General features: G+C 62.7%; 10 protein-coding genes. 1 reads left to right on the top strand and 9 read right to left on the bottom strand.

Going from position 1 to position 18,640, the window contains the following annotated elements; genetic code table 11:
* Nucleotide 1: 1 nt before the first annotated feature.
* The 3 genes from FE782_RS27470 to FE782_RS27460 all read right to left on the bottom strand — a co-directional run bounded on the left by FE782_RS27470 (nucleotide 2) and on the right by FE782_RS27460 (nucleotide 3,346).
* On the bottom strand, nucleotides 2-916 hold the full coding sequence (locus FE782_RS27470) for an ABC transporter permease (protein ID WP_138197554.1): 915 nt from the start codon (nucleotides 914-916) through the stop codon (nucleotides 2-4).
* Between the two features lie 66 nt (nucleotides 917-982).
* Nucleotides 983-1,951 (bottom strand): LacI family DNA-binding transcriptional regulator, encoded by a 969-nt coding sequence (locus FE782_RS27465; protein WP_138197553.1) that lies wholly within the window; start codon nucleotides 1,949-1,951, stop codon nucleotides 983-985.
* A 168-nt stretch (nucleotides 1,952-2,119) separates the two neighbouring features.
* Nucleotides 2,120-3,346, bottom strand: a complete 1,227-nt coding sequence (locus FE782_RS27460) for a multidrug effflux MFS transporter (protein ID WP_238392681.1) — start codon at nucleotides 3,344-3,346, stop codon at nucleotides 2,120-2,122.
* Nucleotides 3,347-3,786: 440 nt separating this feature from the next.
* On the opposite strand from FE782_RS27460, the gene FE782_RS27455 reads away from it, so the two are divergent.
* Nucleotides 3,787-5,280, top strand: coding sequence for a DHA2 family efflux MFS transporter permease subunit (locus FE782_RS27455; RefSeq protein ID WP_138197552.1), 1,494 nt, complete (start codon nucleotides 3,787-3,789; stop codon nucleotides 5,278-5,280).
* A gap of 53 nt (nucleotides 5,281-5,333) precedes the next feature.
* Here the strand turns inward: FE782_RS27455 and FE782_RS27450 are convergent, their stop codons facing one another.
* The 6 genes from FE782_RS27450 to FE782_RS27425 are packed head-to-tail and all read right to left on the bottom strand — an operon-like array spanning nucleotide 5,334 to nucleotide 18,566.
* Nucleotides 5,334-6,599, bottom strand: coding sequence for a TolB-like translocation protein (locus FE782_RS27450; RefSeq protein WP_138197551.1), 1,266 nt, complete (start codon nucleotides 6,597-6,599; stop codon nucleotides 5,334-5,336).
* A complete protein-coding gene (locus tag FE782_RS27445; protein ID WP_138197550.1) occupies nucleotides 6,592-8,406 on the bottom strand; it encodes an FAD-dependent oxidoreductase in 1,815 nt (604 codons plus the stop codon). Before FE782_RS27445 ends, FE782_RS27450 begins: the two co-directional genes overlap by 8 nt.
* On the bottom strand, nucleotides 8,390-9,235 hold the full coding sequence (locus FE782_RS27440) for a hypothetical protein (protein ID WP_138197549.1): 846 nt from the start codon (nucleotides 9,233-9,235) through the stop codon (nucleotides 8,390-8,392). Before FE782_RS27440 ends, FE782_RS27445 begins: the two co-directional genes overlap by 17 nt.
* 43 nt (nucleotides 9,236-9,278) lie before the next feature.
* Nucleotides 9,279-11,114 carry a glycoside hydrolase family 97 protein gene (locus tag FE782_RS27435; protein WP_138197548.1) on the bottom strand — a complete coding sequence of 612 codons (1,836 nt, stop codon included), beginning with the start codon at nucleotides 11,112-11,114 and terminating at the stop codon, nucleotides 9,279-9,281.
* Entirely contained in the window at nucleotides 11,111-13,549 is a 2,439-nt protein-coding gene (locus FE782_RS27430; protein WP_138197547.1) for a family 78 glycoside hydrolase catalytic domain, read from the bottom strand. The genes FE782_RS27435 and FE782_RS27430 overlap by 4 nt, the downstream gene beginning before the upstream one ends.
* Nucleotides 13,550-13,607: 58 nt before the next feature.
* A complete protein-coding gene (locus tag FE782_RS27425; RefSeq protein ID WP_138197546.1) occupies nucleotides 13,608-18,566 on the bottom strand; it encodes an SGBP N-terminal domain-containing protein in 4,959 nt (1,652 codons plus the stop codon).
* Nucleotides 18,567-18,640 lie beyond the last annotated feature (74 nt).

Below are 18,640 nucleotides of genomic sequence, written 5' to 3'. Positions count from 1 at the left end.
CTTAGAACAAGCTGTTGCCGTTCATCTTCTTGACGGTCTGGTTTACGACGACGAGCAGGATCAGGTTAATGACGGCGTTGAACAACCCGATCGCCGCCGAGAAGCTGTACTGGGCGCGTTGAATGCCGATCTTGTACACGTAAGTCGGGATAATTTCCGAGGTGTCGACGTTGACGTCCGTCTGCATTAAGAACGCCTTTTCGAACCCGATGTTCATTAAGTTGCCGATCGCGAGAATGAACATGACGAGAATCGTCGGCGCGATGCCCGGCAAGTCGATATGGCGGACCCGCTGCCACTTGCTTGCGCCGTCCACGACCGCCGCCTCGTGCAGATGCGGGTCGATGCCGGCGAGCGCGGCCAAGTAGATGATAGAGGCGAAGCCGGTGTTCTGCCAGACGTCGGTGAATACGTAGATCGGCCGGAACCACTCCGCCTTCGCCATAAATAGGATCGGCTCCCCGCCCAACGCGACGATCAAGTGATTGACGATGCCGCTGTTCGGGGACAAGAACACGTACACCATGCCGATCAGCACGACGGTAGAGATGAAGTACGGCGCGTAGATCGACGTCTGGATGAACCGCTTCAGCCGCCGATGCGCCACCTGATTGAGCATGAGCGCCGCAAGGATCGGAATCGGGAACGCGATCAGCAGTAGTAGGACGCTAAGGAACACCGTGTTCCTTAGGATTTGTTCGAAATTATATGATTCGAAAAAAGTTCGGAAGTGGTCGAAGCCGGTCCAAGGACTGCCCCAGATGCCGAGCGCCGGGGAGAAATCCTTGAAAGCGATCGTAACGCCGTACATCGGAATGTACCGGAACACAATAAAGTAGGCGACCGGAAAGGCAATCAGCGCGTAAAGCTCCCAATTCGCCATGATGCTTTTGGCCGCGCGGCGGCTCTGTTGCATGTCGTCATCCCCCGACGTTGAAGGTTTTTGGAATTTGAAACGTTTCAAAAATAATTGAAAAAAAATTTATGTCGTCTCGCCGGGGCGAAACCGGACAGGAATGCGGTACGTCTCCTGCTCCACGGCTTCTCCTTCAATTTTTTTCAACAGCAGCGTGACCGCCGTGCGAGCCATCTCTTCCACCGGCTGCCGGATCGTCGACAAGACCGGATGAAAATAAGGATGGTCTTGAATGCCGTCGTACCCGATCACCTTCACGTCCGCCGGCACCCGCTTCCCGAACGACTTCGCCGTCTCTATATATTTCGCGGCCGCCATGTCGGTGATGGCGAACAAACCGTCCGCCTCCGGGAATCGTTCCAGGAACGTCCGGTAGAAGCCTTCGTCGTCGAGGCAAGGATCCGGCCCTTCGTAGACGATCGGCTCGATCCGGTGAAGCACCGCTTCGTGAAGGAACCCTTCCTTGCGCCGCAGCGTCTCGCTGTATACCTCCGGCCGGCTGCCCAGAAACGCCGGCTTCTTGGCGCCCGCCTTCAGCAGCTCCCGGAACGCGATCCGCCCGCCGTCGAAATTGTCCGAGGTTACGCATGTAATCGCTTTCGCGAAATGTCTGTCGATGCTGACGATCGGAATGTCCGCGCTTACGTTATTTTCGATATGGTTGTAGGTGATGCCGACGACGCCGGCGACTTTATTTTGCAGCAGCATATCCAGGTAATAGAGCTCTTTCTCCGGCTTGCCCCCGCTGTTGCACAACATTAACTTGAACCCGTATCGATCCAATTCGTCTTCGATATAATACGCCAGCTCGGAAAAGAAAGGATGCCAGATGCTCGGGAGCAACAGCGCGACCATCTTGGACTTCTGCATCTTGAAGTTTCGCGCCACCTCGTTCGGCACGTAATTCAACTGCTCGATCGCCGCAAGCACCTTATCGCGGGTATGCGGCTTTACCGATCCGATGTTATTGATGACTCTGGACACGGTGCCGACCGCGACGCCGGCCAAACTCGCTACGTCTTTAATGCTTGACATGAAGAACCCTCCGCAAACAGAAACGCTTATCTTTATGAATTGGATTATAGCACCATGTTGGAAACGTTTCAATATGTTTTTGAAACGTTTCCAAATAATTATGTTCTCGCCTCTGGAAAGCAAAGTCCCCCGACGCCGAATCCATGGCAGCAGGGGACTTCTTTCTTTTTAAGCGTCCGAGCGACGTATGAACAGGAAATAACTGAGCAGCGCTCCGCAGAAGCAGGCTGCGATGACTGCGCCGATCGGCAGTACCGTCTCGCCTCCGCCTAGGCCGGTCAGCGGCGAAATCAAAGCGCCGGCCGACATGCCGATCAAGCCGAGCAAGCCGGCTGCGCTGCCCGCGGCCTGCTTATGCTTCTGCAGCGCGAGCGACGTGCACGTCGTGCCGATGACGCCCATGCAGCAGACGACGAGGAACAGCGCGGGCACGACGAAAGGCAGGCCGGCCTCAAGAATCAGCGCCGCGAGCAAATAGAGTCCGGAAGCCGCCGCAACGATCAGGCCCGTGAACAGCAGCGTGCGCTCGGAGTATTTCCCGACCAGCCGCGCCGTGCCTTGAGAGCCCACGATGAACGCGGAGCCGCACAGCGCGAACAGCAAGCTGAACGTCTGCGGCGACACGCCGTAATGATCCTGCATCAGGAACGACGAGCTGGAGATGTACGAAAATAGTCCGGCTTGCGCCAAGCCTTGGGTCAACGCGAAGCCGATCAATTCCCGGTTCTTGAGCAGCCCGAGCATCGAACGCGTCGAATTCCCGATCCCCCCGGCGATGCGGCGCTCTCGCGGCAGACTCTCCGGAATCGCCATAAAGAGGGAAACCCATAAGAACAAGCCGAACGCGGCCAAGAACACGAACACGCCGTGCCAAGACGTGAGCAGCAACAGCTGTCCGCCGATAATCGGCGCGACGATCGGCCCCGCTCCGCCGATCAGGGTGAGCAATGCGAAAAACTTCGTCAGTTCCACGCCCTCGAACCGGTCCCTGGCGATCGCCCGCGCGATCACGACCCCCGAAGCGCCCGCCAGCCCTTGCAGCAGCCTAAGCGCCGCCAGCCATTCGATCGTCGGCGCGACCGCGCATAAGAGCGAAGCGACGATATATACGCATAGTCCGATGAAGAGCGGTCTTCTGCGCCCCCAAGCGTCGCTGATCGGTCCCGCGACGATCTGACCGATCGCCATGCCGAGCAGGAACATCGTCAGCGTCACCTGCGTCCAGGCCGCGTTCGTTGCGTACTCCGCCGCCATATCCGGCAGCGCCGGCAAGTACATATCGATCGAAAACGGCCCGATCGCCGTAGCCGTTCCTAACACGACGCCCGTCAGCAGCCGCCCCTTCGAGCGACCGCCTTCCGCCTTCGCCGTTTCCATGTTTGGCGCTTGATTCATGATGGATCTCATCTCCGTTTCTATCTATGCCACTGTATAGAATACCAGAAAACGAAGAGGACCGGGCGAAATAACAGGGCCGCCCCCGCCACGAGGACGTCCGAGACAGTCGCTGGCCAGAGGACGGGGACGTTCCGCGGCTCCTTGTCCTCGGCTTCCCTTCGCTCAGCTGTGCGCGGCGTGGGGGGGGCGGGGATGTTCCGCAATTACATGCTCTCGGTTCCCTAGACCGGCTCCAGCTGACTCAAGGGAAACCGAGGATAAGGAGCGGAAAAGGACAATCCCCCTTCGAGGCGGGGGAAAGCGGCGCGCCGAACCCGGCGATCCGTTCGCGATTGTTGACCGGTGGCCAACGGTTTCTTGCGATTCGGGGTACGGTGGTATATGATCTTGTCACCTGCAAAAAATTAGGTAAACCCGAACAACCGAAGGAGACGATTATGGAACCGACCGCATCGCCCCCCGCCCGTCCGCCGTACGGCTTGCTCGCCGTATTGATGATCGGCGCATTCATTACTTTTCTTAACAATACGCTGTTGAATATCGCCCTTCCCTCGATCATGAACGACCTCGCGATCGACCCGTCGACGGTGCAGTGGCTCTCCACCGGCTTCATGCTGGTGAACGGCATCTTGATCCCGACGACGGCGTTCCTGATTCAGAAATATTCGGTCCGCCACTTGTTTTTGGGGGCCATGGGTTTGTTCTTGCTAGGCACGGTGTTGGCCGGCTATGCGCACGCGTTCCCGCTGCTGCTGACCGGACGGATGGTGCAGGCCTCCGGTTCGGCGATCATGATGCCGGTCTTGATGAACGTCATGCTGGTCAGCTTTCCCGTAGAAAAACGCGGCGCGGCGATGGGCGTCTTCGGACTCGTCTTAATGGGCGCGCCGGCGATCGGTCCGACGCTGTCGGGCTGGATCGTCGAACACTACGATTGGAGAATGCTGTTCCACTTCGTCACGCCGATCGCGGCGGTCGTGCTCTTGCTCGGCTTCTTCCTCTTGAAAGACAAGAAGGAACGGTCGAACGTCCGCCTCGATTTCTTCTCGCTCGTCTTGTCGAGCATCGGCTTCGGCGGTCTGCTGTACGGCTTCAGCTCCGCCGGCTCGAAGGGCTGGGAGCACCCGACCGTCTATCTGACCATCATCGCCGGGGTAGCCGCTCTGACGTGGTTCATCCTGCGTCAATCGCAGATGGAGCGGCCGATGTTGAACTTCGGCATCTTCCGCTTTCCCGCGTATTCGTTATCGGCGGCCATCTCGATGGTTTTGACGATGGCCATGTTCTCCGGCATGCTGCTGCTGCCGCTGTACGTGCAGAGCATCCGCGGCATCTCCCCGATCGACGCGGGGCTGATGATGCTGCCGGGCGCGCTCCTCATGGCGCTCATGTCCCCGGTCACCGGCAGGCTGTTCGACCGATTCGGCGGACGCGCTCTCGCCGTCATCGGCTTGACCGTTATGACGATTACGACGTACTTGCTGAGCGATCTGACGATGGAGACGACCTATACCGAGCTGACGGTCATTCATACGATTCGAATGTTCGGAATGTCCATGGTCATGATGCCCGTCTCCACGAACGGCTTGAACCAGCTTCCTCCTCGCTTCTACCCGCACGGCACGGCGATGAACAACACGCTGCAGCAGGTGTCCGGCGCGATCGGCACGGCGTTCCTCGTGACGATCATGTCCACCCGGCAGGAAGCGTACGCCGCGGACGCGATCAGCCGGCTGACGGCGGTGCCGACGGACGAGACGAAGCTCGCCATCGGCATGGAAGCGATGCTCGGCGGCATTAACGATGCGTTCTTCGTCGCCACGATCATCTCCGCGGTCTCGCTCGTCATGGCGTTGTTTATTAAGCGGGCCAAGCCGGCGGAGGATCCGGACGAAGGCAAGAAGCCTAAGCTCTCGGCGGAATCGGAATAAGATGGATTAGGGCTGCCCCGAAAGTCTAGACGACTTGGGGCAGCCCTTCTTTTTCAAGATAACGCGCTTAGATCCGCCACGAACACTCTACGAGTGCCATTCACATATCCGTTGAAGGCAACGCGCTTATATTGGGAATCCCACGCCGGGTGGGGATCTACGCGAAGCGCGGTATTCGCCGAAGTCGCCGGATTGCCTACGTTGATGCGCACGATCGTCTTCTCCGAACCTGCCTTCGCGTCGATCCATCGCAACGGCACGGTGCCGTCTCCGAACGACACCTTCTCGTTCTCGTACGCATCGGTCAAGATGTGGACGCCGTCCGGGTGCACCGTCGGATGACCGGAGCCCGGAACGCCGTCGACGATCTTCCTCAGGCCCGTTCCGTCCGCGTTCACCTGGACGAGAGACAGCTCCTCGTCCCCCTCCGAACGGAGGTTCATGGACAACCGCTCACCGTCGGGGAACCAATTGATGTGGTGCCCTCCTTGCCTCCACAGCTCGGGTCCGACCGCCACGGCGATGTCGCTGCCGTCCGGTCTCATCGTGACGACCCAATAATCCAGCCCCTTGGGAAGCATATTCCACGGCTGGTCCTCTTCCGTTAAATACCATCGCATGGTGAACAGCAGCCGATCGCCTTGGGGATTGAATTTGCAATGGAAGCCGTAGCATTCGCCTTGCTCGTATCGCGAGCGCGGGATGCGCGGATGCGCGCGATCGAATACGTCGCGGATCGACGCCAAGAGCTTCCGCTTCCCCGTGGCGACGTCGGTCGCGTACAATCCATCGTCCTCGCGAAGCCCGAAGTTGCGGGGCACGCGATCATCCGGCAGCACGACGCCGTACCCGTCCTGCGTGCGGCGCATCCGCTCGAGGGACGCCGAAACGATCGTTCGCCCGTCGGGGGAAATTCGGTAGATCCCCCCCTCGAGCCGCCGCTTCTCCCCCGTGAGGAAGTTCAGCTTGACGCAGAACGGTTCCCAGGTTTCGAGGTCCACGTCGTTATAAAACAACGCCGAATCTTCGCTTCCCCAGTTCAGATTCGCGCCCAACTGCGCTTCCCATCCGGAAGTCGACGCGACGACGCGCTCTTCGCCCGTCTCCAGATCGACGACGACGATATCCGCCGACTCTCCCGGCAAGTTCAGCCTATCCTCCCGCGGCAGACGCAATACGGCCAAATACTTGCCGGAAGGACTGAAGGGGGACGTATCGAAGAAGCGGTGAATACAGCCGCCCTTCCCGGGGGTAACGCACCATACCGGAACGAGCGGATCGAAATCCCGATACCGAGGGAACGCTTTCGGGTTAAGCATAAGCGATATCCCATCGGGCGATCGTCTCGTCGATCAACCGGCGAAGCTTGCCGTCCATCGGGTTGCGGAGGACAGTGCTGCCCTTGAAGGTGATCGACAGCGAGTCGTCGAGCATCGGTTTATAATTTTCGAAAATGTCTGCAATGCGCTGCCGGACGTCCGCATGCCGATCCCCGATGCGGGACAACGCCGTCAACGCGAACGACACGTATTGAAATCTCAATTCCTGCGCGTCCGACAGAAACTCCTTGTCTCGCTCGGTCCACGGGAACGCATCCCGCTGCTCGAGGACGCCGCGCAGCTCCGGAATCGCATCCTTGTCGGCCAGCTTGCCCAGCAGGTACGCGGCGGCGTATCCGCGGGATTGATTATACTTCACGCTCGTGGACGGGAAGAACGGATCGCGCTCCCGCAAGATGTCCCGCAAGACCGGCGCCGCAGCCGGGTCCTGCAGCAGCGCCAGCGCGATCGCGCTGTGCTTGCGCAGATGCTCGGACGCCTCGTCGCGCATCCACTCCAGCAGCCGCGGACGAACGGCGTCTCCCAACCGTCTCGCCGACCAGATCGCCACGCCGGGCTTGACGCCGGAGAGGCCTGCCTTCAATTCGCCATGGTCCTCGATCCATCGGATGAGCGGGTTCGACTTGTCGCCTTCCGCAAGCCGCTGCTCGAAATAGACTTCATGGCGTTCCGGCAAGCAGTCCGTCTCGCGAAGCAGCTTCGCCAGCTCGGGGTACGGCACGTCCCGCAGCGGCACGCCCTTCTCGATCGATAGAAACGCGGCGTAGGCGGCGGCTTCCCCGCACTTCTGCATATCCCGCTTCATCCGGACGCAAGCGGCCAAATCATGGTCGACGGCGAGACAGCGCCCTGCGACGATCAGCCCGTCGGTTCCTCTCGGGATCAACGCGCCGAGCGGAATCGGCACCGCGAACCGGAGACCCCACAGACTCGCCGCGACCGACCAGTCCCGCTGCAGCTCGCTCTCGAAAGCAAGGTCCTTGCTATGATTATCCAAGTTCGAATACGCCATGAACACAGGCTGTCGGGTGTAACGGTCATGCAGGAAATCGTCCAACGTCACGTTCTCCTCGCCGACGATGAACCGACTCTCCCGGACGCCGAGCTGCGGAGCGACGCGGATCAGCCGCGGCTCCTCCTCGAACCGATCCTTCAGATGCGTCGACAGCAGCGCGGAATCGACGATCGCCCGGGATAAGCTCTCGGGGTCCTCGGGGAACACATAACCGGAATCGGTGTAAGCGGCTTGGACCCGATTGTCCTTCATACGGAACCATACGTTGGAAAAGGGCTGCGCCTGCCCGTCGAACGCCCGCCCGCCGCGCAGCTCGCAGCCGGCCAGCCGGCAGACGTCCGCATTGCCCGTACCGTCGACGACGACGGAACAAGCGACCTCGTACCGCCCGGCGTCCGGAGAGAAGCATTCGACGCCGCGGACGGCGGTTCCTTCCCGGCGCACGGCGGTTACGGTCGTATCGTAACGGATCGTCGCGCCGGCTTCGACCGCCTCCCGCTCCAGCACATACTGCTTCCCTTCGGCGTTCACGCCGAAGGATGGCGTGAACACCCGCCGTTCCGTATCGGGGATTTGGCGATCGATCCGTTCGTACAAGCCTCCGCGCGTACCGAGATAATACCCGATGACGCCGCCGGCCGTTCCGACGCCTCCCATGCACGTGTGCCGTTCGACGCCCAGCACGCGAAGGCCTAGGCGGGCGGCGGCGATCGCCGCGATCGCTCCCGCCGTGCCGAGTCCGACGACGACGACGTCATAATGCGGCTTCATCGCGAACCCCTCCCTCGTATGTCAGATGAGCGTACCCCGCGTCGATCGCTTCCATCGGATGATCGTACGCTTCGGAAGGAAGCCAGGTCCATCCTTCCTTCAGCCGCCGGGGCCCGCGGCGAACGATCGATTCGAAGCCACCGGCGACCGCCGCGATCGTCCACGGCGCCCAAGCCTCCGGTCTCGCTTCCCAATACCGGTACAGCCATTGCTTCGCTTGCAGCCAATTCAGCTTCGGCGGAACGCATACCCGCAAGACGACCTCGGAAGGAAACCTTCCCCAAGCGATCGACATCGCGTCGTCGATCGGTTCGGGCAGCGGGACCGCGCCGATGTCGGGATGATGCAAATAAGCGTTCAATCGCTTATGCACCGGCACGAACGGATTTCCCGGCTCGGTAAGCCGCTGCGTCGACGTATCCAGGATTTCGTCCGTCGTCACTCGATGCAGGCCGGCGGCGTCGAACAGCGTTACGACGTAACGTCCGCCGGCGTCTTCGACTTCGACGATCTCCGTGAGAAAACGGACATTCATCCCATATTGCTTCATCCGAAGACATAAGACGGGATGCAGCGCCGGGAGATGCAGGAGCCCCGCTTCGGTCATGACGTTGCGATTCGCCGCTTCGTCCCGGAACCTTCGACCGAAATCCGTCTTCGGCGTCCCCGTCCCCCGTCCCGGGTTCAAGGCGTCGATAAATTCGCGTCCGACCAAAGCCGTGCGCTCGACGACGACGACGCTCCGATTCGCTTCCGTCGCGGCCGCCGCCGCGCCGATGCCGGCGAAGGTCGCGCCGGCGACGAGTAACGCATACTCGGTCTGCTTCATGGGTTTGAACCTCCTTTTTCTCCCTATCCCTGATCTGTTTAGGTCACGCCTTCCTTAATACGGCGACATATCCTCCATTCGGCTCCAAGACGATGTCCACTGCGTCCCGCGAAGCGACGCGCATGCCTTCCTTGCGCGCCATGCTTCCGGGTCCGCGGTCGACGATTTCGACCGCGTCGTACGCCGCCCCGTCGTCCAGGAAAGAGAGCGGCAGCCGAACCGTCGTACGCTCCGCCTTGCCGTTCAGGACGCCGAGAAACCACGCCTCCCCGGACCTCCGGGCGAGAACGGCGAGCTCGCCGATCGCGCTGGGCGGCAGCGCTCGCGTCTCGTCCCATACGGACGGGATCGACTTCAGGACGTCCAACGCCGGCCGCGCCGCCGCCTCCTCGAGCAGGAAGGCCGGGTTTTCGGCGACGACCTGCAGCGGGGACGTGAAGGCGACCATCGTCGCCAGCTGATGCGCATACGTCGTCTCCCCCGGGTTCGAGAAGCCGACGGGCGTATAATCCCCGTGCCCCGCAACGAAGCGGGTGAAGGGCAGCGCGGCGTTGTGCCAAGCCGGAATCGGCCCTTCCTTCATCTTGTTGAGCTCGAGGCCGCGTATACCTTCCCGCGAAATTTCGTTCGGATACGTCCGCGATTCGCCGGTCGGCTTCGAGATGCCGTGGAAGTTGATCATCAGCCGCCGCTCCGCCGCCAGCCGCAGCGCCGCGATCTCGAAGTCGATCGCGGCCTTCGACTCGTTGTCGATGAAGTCGATCTTGAGGCCGACGGCGCCGGCGTCCTTCGCCTTATCGAAAAACTCGCGCATCGTCCGCCACCCCTCCCGCGGATCGTCGATCTCCTTCGACCGTTTCCACACGAAGACGCCGACGTGCTTTCCCTTCGCGTAATCGGTCAAGCGACGCAGGTCCGCCCACGGCTCCGGCCACGCCTCCCAGCCTTCGTCGACCGTCGTGTACTCGAAGCCGAGCGCCGCCGCCCGGTCGACCGTCTCCCGCTCCTGCTCCGGCGTCCCGGTGCCGAGGCTCCACCAACGCCACGCGGAGCGTCCCGGACGAATGTAGCTTGTGTCGGAGAACAGCGCCGCGGACGGAGCCGGATTCAGGTTCGTAATCAAATCGCTGTTCACGAGACCGTCCAAGTCCGGCGCGGCCATCGCGACGCGCCACGGCGTCAGGACGGCGCCTTCCACGGCGAAACCGGCGTCCCCTTCGGTGAAATTCGCGCGAACGGCGCGACGTCCGATCGCTTCCAGTCGCATGCCGCTATAGTTGTACAGTGCGGCTTCCGCGATCGCCGCGTACCCGCGCCCGTCCGGCAGCTCCGCGACGAGCGGAGTGCCCTGCACGGGACCTTGACCGGATACCGTATGGAGCTCCTCCGCGTCGGCGGAAATCCATTCGCCCGCATAGCTCTTCAGCTTCCAGCCGTTGTTCCGCTCGAACAGCCATACGCGGCTGCCGGCCGGAAGCGTCCAACTCGACGCTTCCCCTTGTACGGTCGTGGTTCCTTCCCGCGGTAGCGCGTACCGGAACGCGAAGCCGTCGTCGTACGCTCGCGCTTGCAGCTCGTACGCTTCTCCGCTCGCGGCGTGCCGGAGCGAGAAGCGATACGCGTTGCAGTGATTCAGGGCGTCCGAATGTCCGCCGAATACCTTGTACGTCTCGTAGATCGTCTCTTGACGAATGTCTTCGAAGGCGACGCCGTCGCCCAGATCGACGCCGTCCGCCGTGATGCCGATGTCGCCGTCTTCCACGACGACCGCGTCGCCGCGCTTCACCTGATATCGAAGTCTCTTCTCGCGCGTCAGACGCAGCGTTGCCGTCAAGACGCCGCTTGGGCTTCGCAATACGAACCCGCTCTCGTCGATCATGTTCCCTTCTCCTTCGCGATCGTGATGGTATGGCGGCCGGCCTCGCAATGCCGGCCGGCGATTCGGCCGGAATACCCAGGCGGAATCGAGACGGCAAGGCTCCAGCTTTCCGCGTCGATGCGCTCGAGGCTCATGTCGATCTCGCCTTCGGCGACGGGGAGCGTCGCGCGGACGTCGTCCAAATTGCAAGGGTCGGGGTCCATCGCGAACCGGCGAAATCCGCCCTCGAGCGGCGTCAAGCCGAAGATGCCTTCATAAATAAAGACGATCGGGGAAGCCCCCCAGGCGTGGCTCGCGCTCGAATAAGAGACGCTCCCGTCACTGCCTTCGTGGAACAGCGTCCACCGCTCCCACGTCGTGTCGGAGCCGGCGTCGAGGAACGCGCCGTAGCGCTCCCGGATCAGCTCGAGCGCCCGCGCCGCCCAGCCCAGCTTCACGAGCGCCCGGCCGATGACGAGCATGAAGTACGGGCTGCCCGCCGCGACCGCGCCGCCGGCGGCCGAACCGGAGAAGACGCGCCGGCCGATCCGCCGCGCGCGCTCCTCCCCCGCCTCGTGCAGCAGCAAGATCGCGAGGGCGTTGGTCGGCTCGCTGACGCTCTCGCTTGCGGCCCCGTCGACGAGACAGTCGACGTAGGCGCCTTGCCGATCGTCCCAGAGAACCGCTCGGATCGCCGTTCGGACTCGCGCGGCTTCCCTCGCGTAATGCGCTTCCGCCTCCTCGTCCCCGAGCCGGCTCGCGTACCCGGCCGCCGCCCCGAGCGCTTCCGCGTACTGCAAGTTCAAGGCGGTCACGACGCCGCCCCGCTGGTCGTCCGGGACGGGCCCTTCCGGCCCTTCGCCCCAATCGATGAACGGCCAATACGGGACGTCCTCGAGCAAGCCGTCTTCGTTCGCGTAGGCGGAAAACCACCGCAGCGCGTGCACCACGTTCGGCCACCAGGCGGGCAGCAGGCTGCCGTCCCCCGAATACAGCTCGTATTCGCCGAACGAACTGATCCACGCGAGGCAGAACGACGGGATCGGCGGGTAGTTATGATGTCCGTCCGGGTACCTCGCCTTCGTCATGCCCGAGGGATCCTGCGACTGGCCGATCTGTTCGAGCAGCTTTCGGTGCAATCGCGCATCGCCGGAGTAATGGTAGTTGATCACCGCTTGCCAGCGCCCGTCGCCCATCCACTGCTGCTGCTCCCGGCTCGAAGAGTCGAGGAAGCCGTCCTGCATGCACAGACGCAGCGTATGCGCGGAGATGTCCCAAATCCGGCGCAGCCGCTCGTCGCTGCAATGGAATTCGGCCGTCCGCTCCAGCGGATATGTTCTCGTTCGGAGGCCGACCCGATGAATGGTCACGGGGCCGCCGGGGTTGCGCACGATGAGCTGCACGTACCGGCACGCCCGCCAAGCGAAGGCGGTTTCCAGCTCCTGCGCCGTCGTTCCGTTCAGAATAAACCGGTCGATCGGACGATTGCTCGTCAGCGAAAGCGGCGCCTTGCCGCACCATAGCCGCTCTGCGTACACCGCGTCCACGATATCGCCTTCGGCGCCGGTCGCCCGAAGCCGCAGGTAACCGGGCTCCGTCGAGCCGAGATCGAAGGTGACGACGGTCGCCGTCCCGCGCCGCGACGCTTCGACGACGACGCCGTCCCCGATCGGCTCCGACGTCTCCGCCATCTCGGCGTCGACGGACTCCTCCATGATTTGATGATGAAGCCGACTTGGCGGACCGGGACGTTCCGAGAGCGTCCCTCTCCAAGCGACGACCTTCGCGGCCGCCTCGCCTTCCTCCAGCGGCGGAATCTCGCGTTTCGTCCAATTCCAGAACGGAGACAGCTTCGTTCCTCGCCCTTTGGCGGCCGCCCAACCGCTATCGTCGAACTCGGGCCGTTCCCACCCGGGAAGCTCCGCCCTGGAATCGAAGATTTCGATCGGGCCCTGGCAGCCGTTCACGCGAGGCGCCGACCGGTCATAGGCGGCGGCCGGCCGGCACTTCCAGCTTTCGTCGCTCGGGATGACGAGACGCTCGCCGTCCGCCGTCGTCAGCTCCACCTCGACGACCAACGCGGGAATGCGGTGAATCGACTGTCCCGTTCCGTATCCGTAATGCAGCGCGAGCACGGAGACGACGTTGATCCCCGGCCGAATATACGCGGCGGCGTCGAGCTCGTCGACGACCTGCCGCCTCGGATCGCTTCGGCAAGGGCCGCGTCCGACGTACGTTCCGTTGATCGACAGCCGGTACCGGGAATCCGCGAACGCCCTGACGCGCGCCGCGGACACCCCCGCCGGCGCCTCGAACGTCTTGCGAAACAGGCAGAACGCGTTCTTCGGCTGCTCGAAGTGCGTCTCCACCTCGTCCGGGAACCAAATGATCTTCGTTCCGTTCGACCATACGGCAGACGCGTCGCGCGCGGGCGGCGCCGTGAACCTGCTATTCATTTTGTTCTCCCCCCGAACGAAACCGACCGGCTCGCGCCGGCCGGCTTCCTTTATCGACTTACGTCCCCGTCATCAGCGAATCCGCCGCTTGAAGCAAGAGCGCTGCCGTCTCCGGCATCAGCCGGCCTTCCTGCTCCAAAGACGATACATGTTGCTGGAACGCATGATACTGCTCGCGCAGCGCTTGCTTCTCCAAAGAGTTGGCGATGCCTTGGTTGCCGAGCCACCCTTGATCCTGTAAAAATGTCAGCAGCCGCTGCAGCCCCGAGGCGTCGTCGATCTGCGCCACGAATACGGTCCATGTGTCGGTCGCGCCGTTCTCCGCCCGTACGACGTAATCGACCGGATCTGTATGGTCGGCCGTCCCCGCCGGAGACAGCAGCGCCGCCCCTTCGGACAAGACGACCGTCGGCGCCAAGGCGCTCGTATCCGTCCCGTATACGATCGAAACGACCGTCCGGGCTTCCCGCGCGATGAACGCGTTCCCGATTTGACCGCCGCCCGCTTGGAAGGCGATAATGTCCGTCCCCGCCGCGTAAGGGGCAAGCCGCTTCTGGGACGAGGTGCGCACCGTACCGTCCTTGCCGTGCACGTCGAAGTAGAAATCGAACGGCGCGTCGCCCGTCACCTTCACCGTAAATTCATACGGGTACGCCGCCTTCTCCTCCGCCTGCCATTCGCCTTCGCCGACGCGGTAGCGGAGCGTCACGCGAGCCGTCGTCTCCGGCATATCCGTAACGTACGCATACGCATGGTAGAACGACGGATTCGTCTGCAGCACCGCGCCTGCGCCGAAGTCCGCGCCGCCGGTCGCATGCGCGACCGTCTCGCCGAGCGGACGGGCCAGCGCGGTCGAATCGTCGATCGCCGCGAAGGCCGGCGCCTGCACCTCCGGATGATCCATGACGATCGCGATCAAGCCGCGAGCCGGAACGGTCACCGTCACCGCTCCGCCGGAAACGGTCACTGCGGAGGCGTTGCCGGCCGCGTCGTACAGCGTCGCCGCGCCCGAGAGCATCGCGCCGCCCAGTTCCTCGCCGAACGTCACCGTCGTCGCGATCGGCGCCGCATCCTCGTTCATCAGCGCGAGGCCGAGCTTGCCGTCCTTCCGCGCCGCCAGCCAATCAACTTGGATGCTGTCCGTCGCGACCAGCCCGCGCTTCAGCCACGGCCACATGTCCGTTTCGCCGAAGAACGTGCCGGGCTCGCCCCCGAACTTCCGGTTATTGAAATAGGCATACCCTTGCTGGCGCAGGAACGGGAAGTCGATGCGTCCGTCGGACCAGTTCCATGCCTGGGCGAACAAGTAGTCCGTCAGCAGCCCGTAGTACACCGGGATATGATGATAATAAATGCTCGTGAGGTCCGGTCCCGCGTACGGGAAGTCCGCCGTCTTCTGATGCATCATGTATTGGTTCTGGTAATACCCCGGATAGTTCGCGCCGCGTCCGAGCACCGCGTTGCGGGCGTACGTCTCGAACGTCTCGTCGCCGGTCAGCTTCGCGAGGCGCATCAGGTCGGGCGCCCAGTTCGACATCGTGATGAAGCCGGAATCGGTGCCCATGAACGTGCTCGCTTGTTCGACGCCGAGGCCGACGGGCGAAGGCATCCACGCCGGGACCGTCATATCCTGCAGGTCCGCCAATCGCTCCGGATGACCTAAGCGATCCGAATATTCGCCCTTCCACCAGAAGTGCGCGCCGTCCAGGAAGCCTCTCTCCCGAATCGCATCGGCGCTGATCGTCGTCTCCCCTTCCGGTACGGGGAACGTGCGCAGCGTCGTCATCAGCACGCGGGCCGCCGCCGCCGCTCCGTCCAAATATCGCTGTTCGCCGCTGATTTCATACAAATCGAGCAGCGCGTTCAGGTTCGGATAATAGCTGATGTAGATGAAGCTGCCGAAGTCGGGCAGCGCGCTCGGCGCCGCGTACACGACCGACTCCAAATATTGATCGGCCGCCGCCTTCGCCTGCTCCAAGTACGCCGTATTGCCCGTATACCGGTACATCCAGACGTGATCGGACCAGGAAGGCGCGTTGCCCGCGGTCTGCTTGACGCCGTTGTCGACGCCGACCTCCCGGAACGCCGGGGACAGCCCCTGCGTCATGTCGAACAATCCGCCGAACACGCTCGTGCCGTAGCCGGCCGTCGGCGAGCCGATCGGCAGCGGGTTCGGGAACGTGATCGCAGGATGCGCGGTCGTGTTGCCCTTCGAAGAGAAATGCTGATTTTTCCGCGTCAGCATCGACGCGAGCGTCGGGACGACCCGGCGTTCGTACAGCTCGTCGTCTTCCGACAGCAGGTACGCCTGCATCGCGGCGAGCGGACTGGCGGTCGTGCCGACGTTCTGCCCTTCCATGTTATAGTGCGCTTTCATTTCGACGTCCCAGCCGCCGAAGTTATCGTTCAGCATCAAGTCCTGCACGTTGAAGATCGTATCCGTCAAGGACGACTCGATGTTTTTGCGATAATCCGTAAGGCCCATAATGGATTGGGTCACATGCCGGTACGTGTCGTACCAGCCCGCGAGCCGCGTGACCGGACGGTACGTGAACGTGTACGCGTCGCCCGGTTCCATCCGCGAGCCCGGCATGCCGATCAGCGGCGCGAACAACGAAGGCAATACGCCGCGGTCGCGTCCCATAATGCCGAGACCGAACTCCGACGATTCCGCGTACGCCCATCGATCCTTCATGGACGAAGGATCCGCGACGACCGCGTACGTCACCTCGCGGCCGCCCGCGATGTCGGGCTTGCCGGACAACGTCACGGAGCTCGCCGCGTTCGACGACGTCTGCTCCGTATTCAGCACCGGCTCCTCCGGCAGCCGCTTGCCGTGGTAGCGGAACGGATTGAGCAAATAGTCGATCTCCTCGACGTCCCGCTCCGTTCCGTTGAACATGCCGACGCTGAATGCGCCCGCTTGCTTCGGGAGCAGCCGGATCACGACGACCGGCTCCGTCGCGCCGTCCGGCAGGCTCCATTCGGCTTCCAGACGAGCGACCTCGTTCTCCGAGACCAACAAGGCGGCGTCCTCGCCCTGGAGCGAGACCGACGACGGAATCATCCAATACGGCAGTCCGGCTTCGAACGCGTTCACCGTGACCAAGCGGATGTCTTGGCCTTCCGCATTCACCTGCGTCGAGAAGATCGGCGATTGTTGGGCGATGCCGGCCGGCTCGCTCTCCTCGCCATACAGCATCAGGTAGCCGAATTCGTCCGTTCGCGACTCGACCGGCACGAAGCTTCCGTTCGATTTCAGGTACGTGCGCTTCTGCACGACGTTGCCTTGCGCCGTCGGTACCTCGGAAAACTCGATGCGCACGTTATCGTTTTCCAGCGTATGCACTTGCGTCGGCGCGGCGCTCGTCTTCGCCCATGCCGGATAGTCGAGACGATCCTGGAACACGTACGTCGGCTTCGCGATCTTCAGCAGCTCCGTATAGGAGCTCGGAGGCGTGAAGTTCAAATCGTTCGTTAGGAAAATGCCGTCCGTCCGGGCGTAATACCCCGACGTGTCATGCAGCTTCAAGACGTTCGTGCCCGGCGTCAGCTCGACCGTGCCGCCGTCCTCCCACGCCCAGCCGTTGATGCCGTGCTTCCCGAACGTCTTGGCGAGGCGCTCGCCGTTCACCTCGACGTTGAAAAATCTCGTCCCCTGCCGCGCGGAGAAGTCTCGGGAGCGGACCCATACCTTATAGGTGCCCGAGATCGGCGCCTCGAATCGGGCGACGGCGGGCTCCGCCGCGGACGGATCGAATACCGCGTCGTCCGCCGACATGATGCCGATCAGATTGACCGTGCCGAAGGCGGATTCGTAGCCTTGCAAGTTCCAAGTGCCGAACTCCTCGAAGCTGCCGGTCCGGAGGAACACGACGTCCGACGGCGGCGGCCCCTCCGAAACGGGGCGGGTGACCGCGAGCTCCGCTTTCAATTCCGCGTAATCCGCGCTCGGCACGAATTCGGGATCCGCCGTGAACAGCAGAGCCGCTACCCGGGGACTCGCTCCCGACGCGTCGCGCAGCGACAGCGCCGCGGCGCCCGCCTTCAGATTCACCCGGCCGCCGCGTTCCCAAGCCCATCCGACGGTACCGTGATCGCCGAGCGGCTCCGCCAGCTCGAAGCCGTCCACGGCGAGCGAGAAGCCGCCGCTCCCCGTTCCATCGTCTTCGGTATATGCCCAGACGGTGTAGATGCCCGACGCGTCGACCGGAATCGCGGCTTCCGCCGGAACCGCCGACGCCGGCTGTCCGTCGTCCTTGCCCTGCAGCAGCACGCCGCGAAGCGACTCCGCTCCCGCGCCGACCGTCCACGTGCCGGGCGCCGCTTCGAACTGCTCCGGCACGACGAAATAGCTGGCGAAGTAACCCGGCATATTGTAGATATACGGAACATTCTCGTACGGCGACAGCGGCGTCTTCGCCTGCTGCGCCTCCAACTGCGCCTTCAACGCCGTATAGTTGGGATCCGGCACGAAGCTCGGATCCGTCGTCAGCACGATGCCGTCCACGCGCGGGTAATACGCCGAGATATCCTGCAGCGCTACGACCGCTTCTCCGGCGTTCAGCGTTACGCGTCCACCCCGTTCCCATTGCCAGCCGTGGGTGGCGTGCGCGCCGAACGTATGCGGCAGCGTGTATCCGTCGAAGCTCAGCTTGAACTGCCGCGTTCCCGTGAACGTGTTGAAGTCGCGCGTCCGCGCCCAGACGTAATACACGTCCGTCGACGCCACCTCGATCGTCGCGTTGGCCGGCCTCGTCGCGTTGACGTTGCGGTCGGTTCGGCCGACCAGCGTCCGGCCGCGCAGCGTACCGTCGTTCGCTTGGATCAACCATGTGCCGAGATCGTTCTGGAAATGCTCCGGTACGAGAAAGTACCGTTGGTGATTGCCTTCCACATTCGTAATGACCGGCATATTCGGGAACGCCGGCGTCGTCTCCGCTTGCGCGGAAGAGAACGGTACGAGCAAGGAGATCAGCAAGCTGCAGATTACCGCCAAAACTAGCGACCTTTTCATCATGTCCCTCCTAATATAAGTTTCCCGAGGCGGGAGACGGACGGCCGCTTTCGATCCGACCGCCCCCAATCTCA

Origin of the sequence: Paenibacillus antri (assembly GCF_005765165.1) — a bacterium.
Lineage (GTDB): Bacteria > Bacillota > Bacilli > Paenibacillales > YIM-B00363 > Paenibacillus_AE > Paenibacillus_AE antri.
Note: the sequence above shows the minus strand (reverse complement) of the source record. Positions and strands in the feature narration are given on the sequence as shown.

What these genes read in the sequence shown, in the direction of transcription:
- FE782_RS27470 (WP_138197554.1), bottom strand. Translation starts at nt 916, where the DNA reads ATGCAACAGAGCCGCCGCGCGGCCAAAAGCATCATGGCGAATTGGGAG.
- FE782_RS27465 (WP_138197553.1), bottom strand. Translation starts at nt 1,951, where the DNA reads ATGTCAAGCATTAAAGACGTAGCGAGTTTGGCCGGCGTCGCGGTCGGC.
- FE782_RS27460 (WP_238392681.1), bottom strand. Translation starts at nt 3,346, where the DNA reads ATGAATCAAGCGCCAAACATGGAAACGGCGAAGGCGGAAGGCGGTCGC.
- FE782_RS27455 (WP_138197552.1), top strand. Translation starts at nt 3,787, where the DNA reads ATGGAACCGACCGCATCGCCCCCCGCCCGTCCGCCGTACGGCTTGCTC.
- FE782_RS27450 (WP_138197551.1), bottom strand. Translation starts at nt 6,599, where the DNA reads ATGCTTAACCCGAAAGCGTTCCCTCGGTATCGGGATTTCGATCCGCTC.
- FE782_RS27445 (WP_138197550.1), bottom strand. Translation starts at nt 8,406, where the DNA reads ATGAAGCCGCATTATGACGTCGTCGTCGTCGGACTCGGCACGGCGGGA.
- FE782_RS27440 (WP_138197549.1), bottom strand. Translation starts at nt 9,235, where the DNA reads ATGAAGCAGACCGAGTATGCGTTACTCGTCGCCGGCGCGACCTTCGCC.
- FE782_RS27435 (WP_138197548.1), bottom strand. Translation starts at nt 11,114, where the DNA reads ATGATCGACGAGAGCGGGTTCGTATTGCGAAGCCCAAGCGGCGTCTTG.
- FE782_RS27430 (WP_138197547.1), bottom strand. Translation starts at nt 13,549, where the DNA reads ATGAATAGCAGGTTCACGGCGCCGCCCGCGCGCGACGCGTCTGCCGTA.
- FE782_RS27425 (WP_138197546.1), bottom strand. Translation starts at nt 18,566, where the DNA reads ATGAAAAGGTCGCTAGTTTTGGCGGTAATCTGCAGCTTGCTGATCTCC.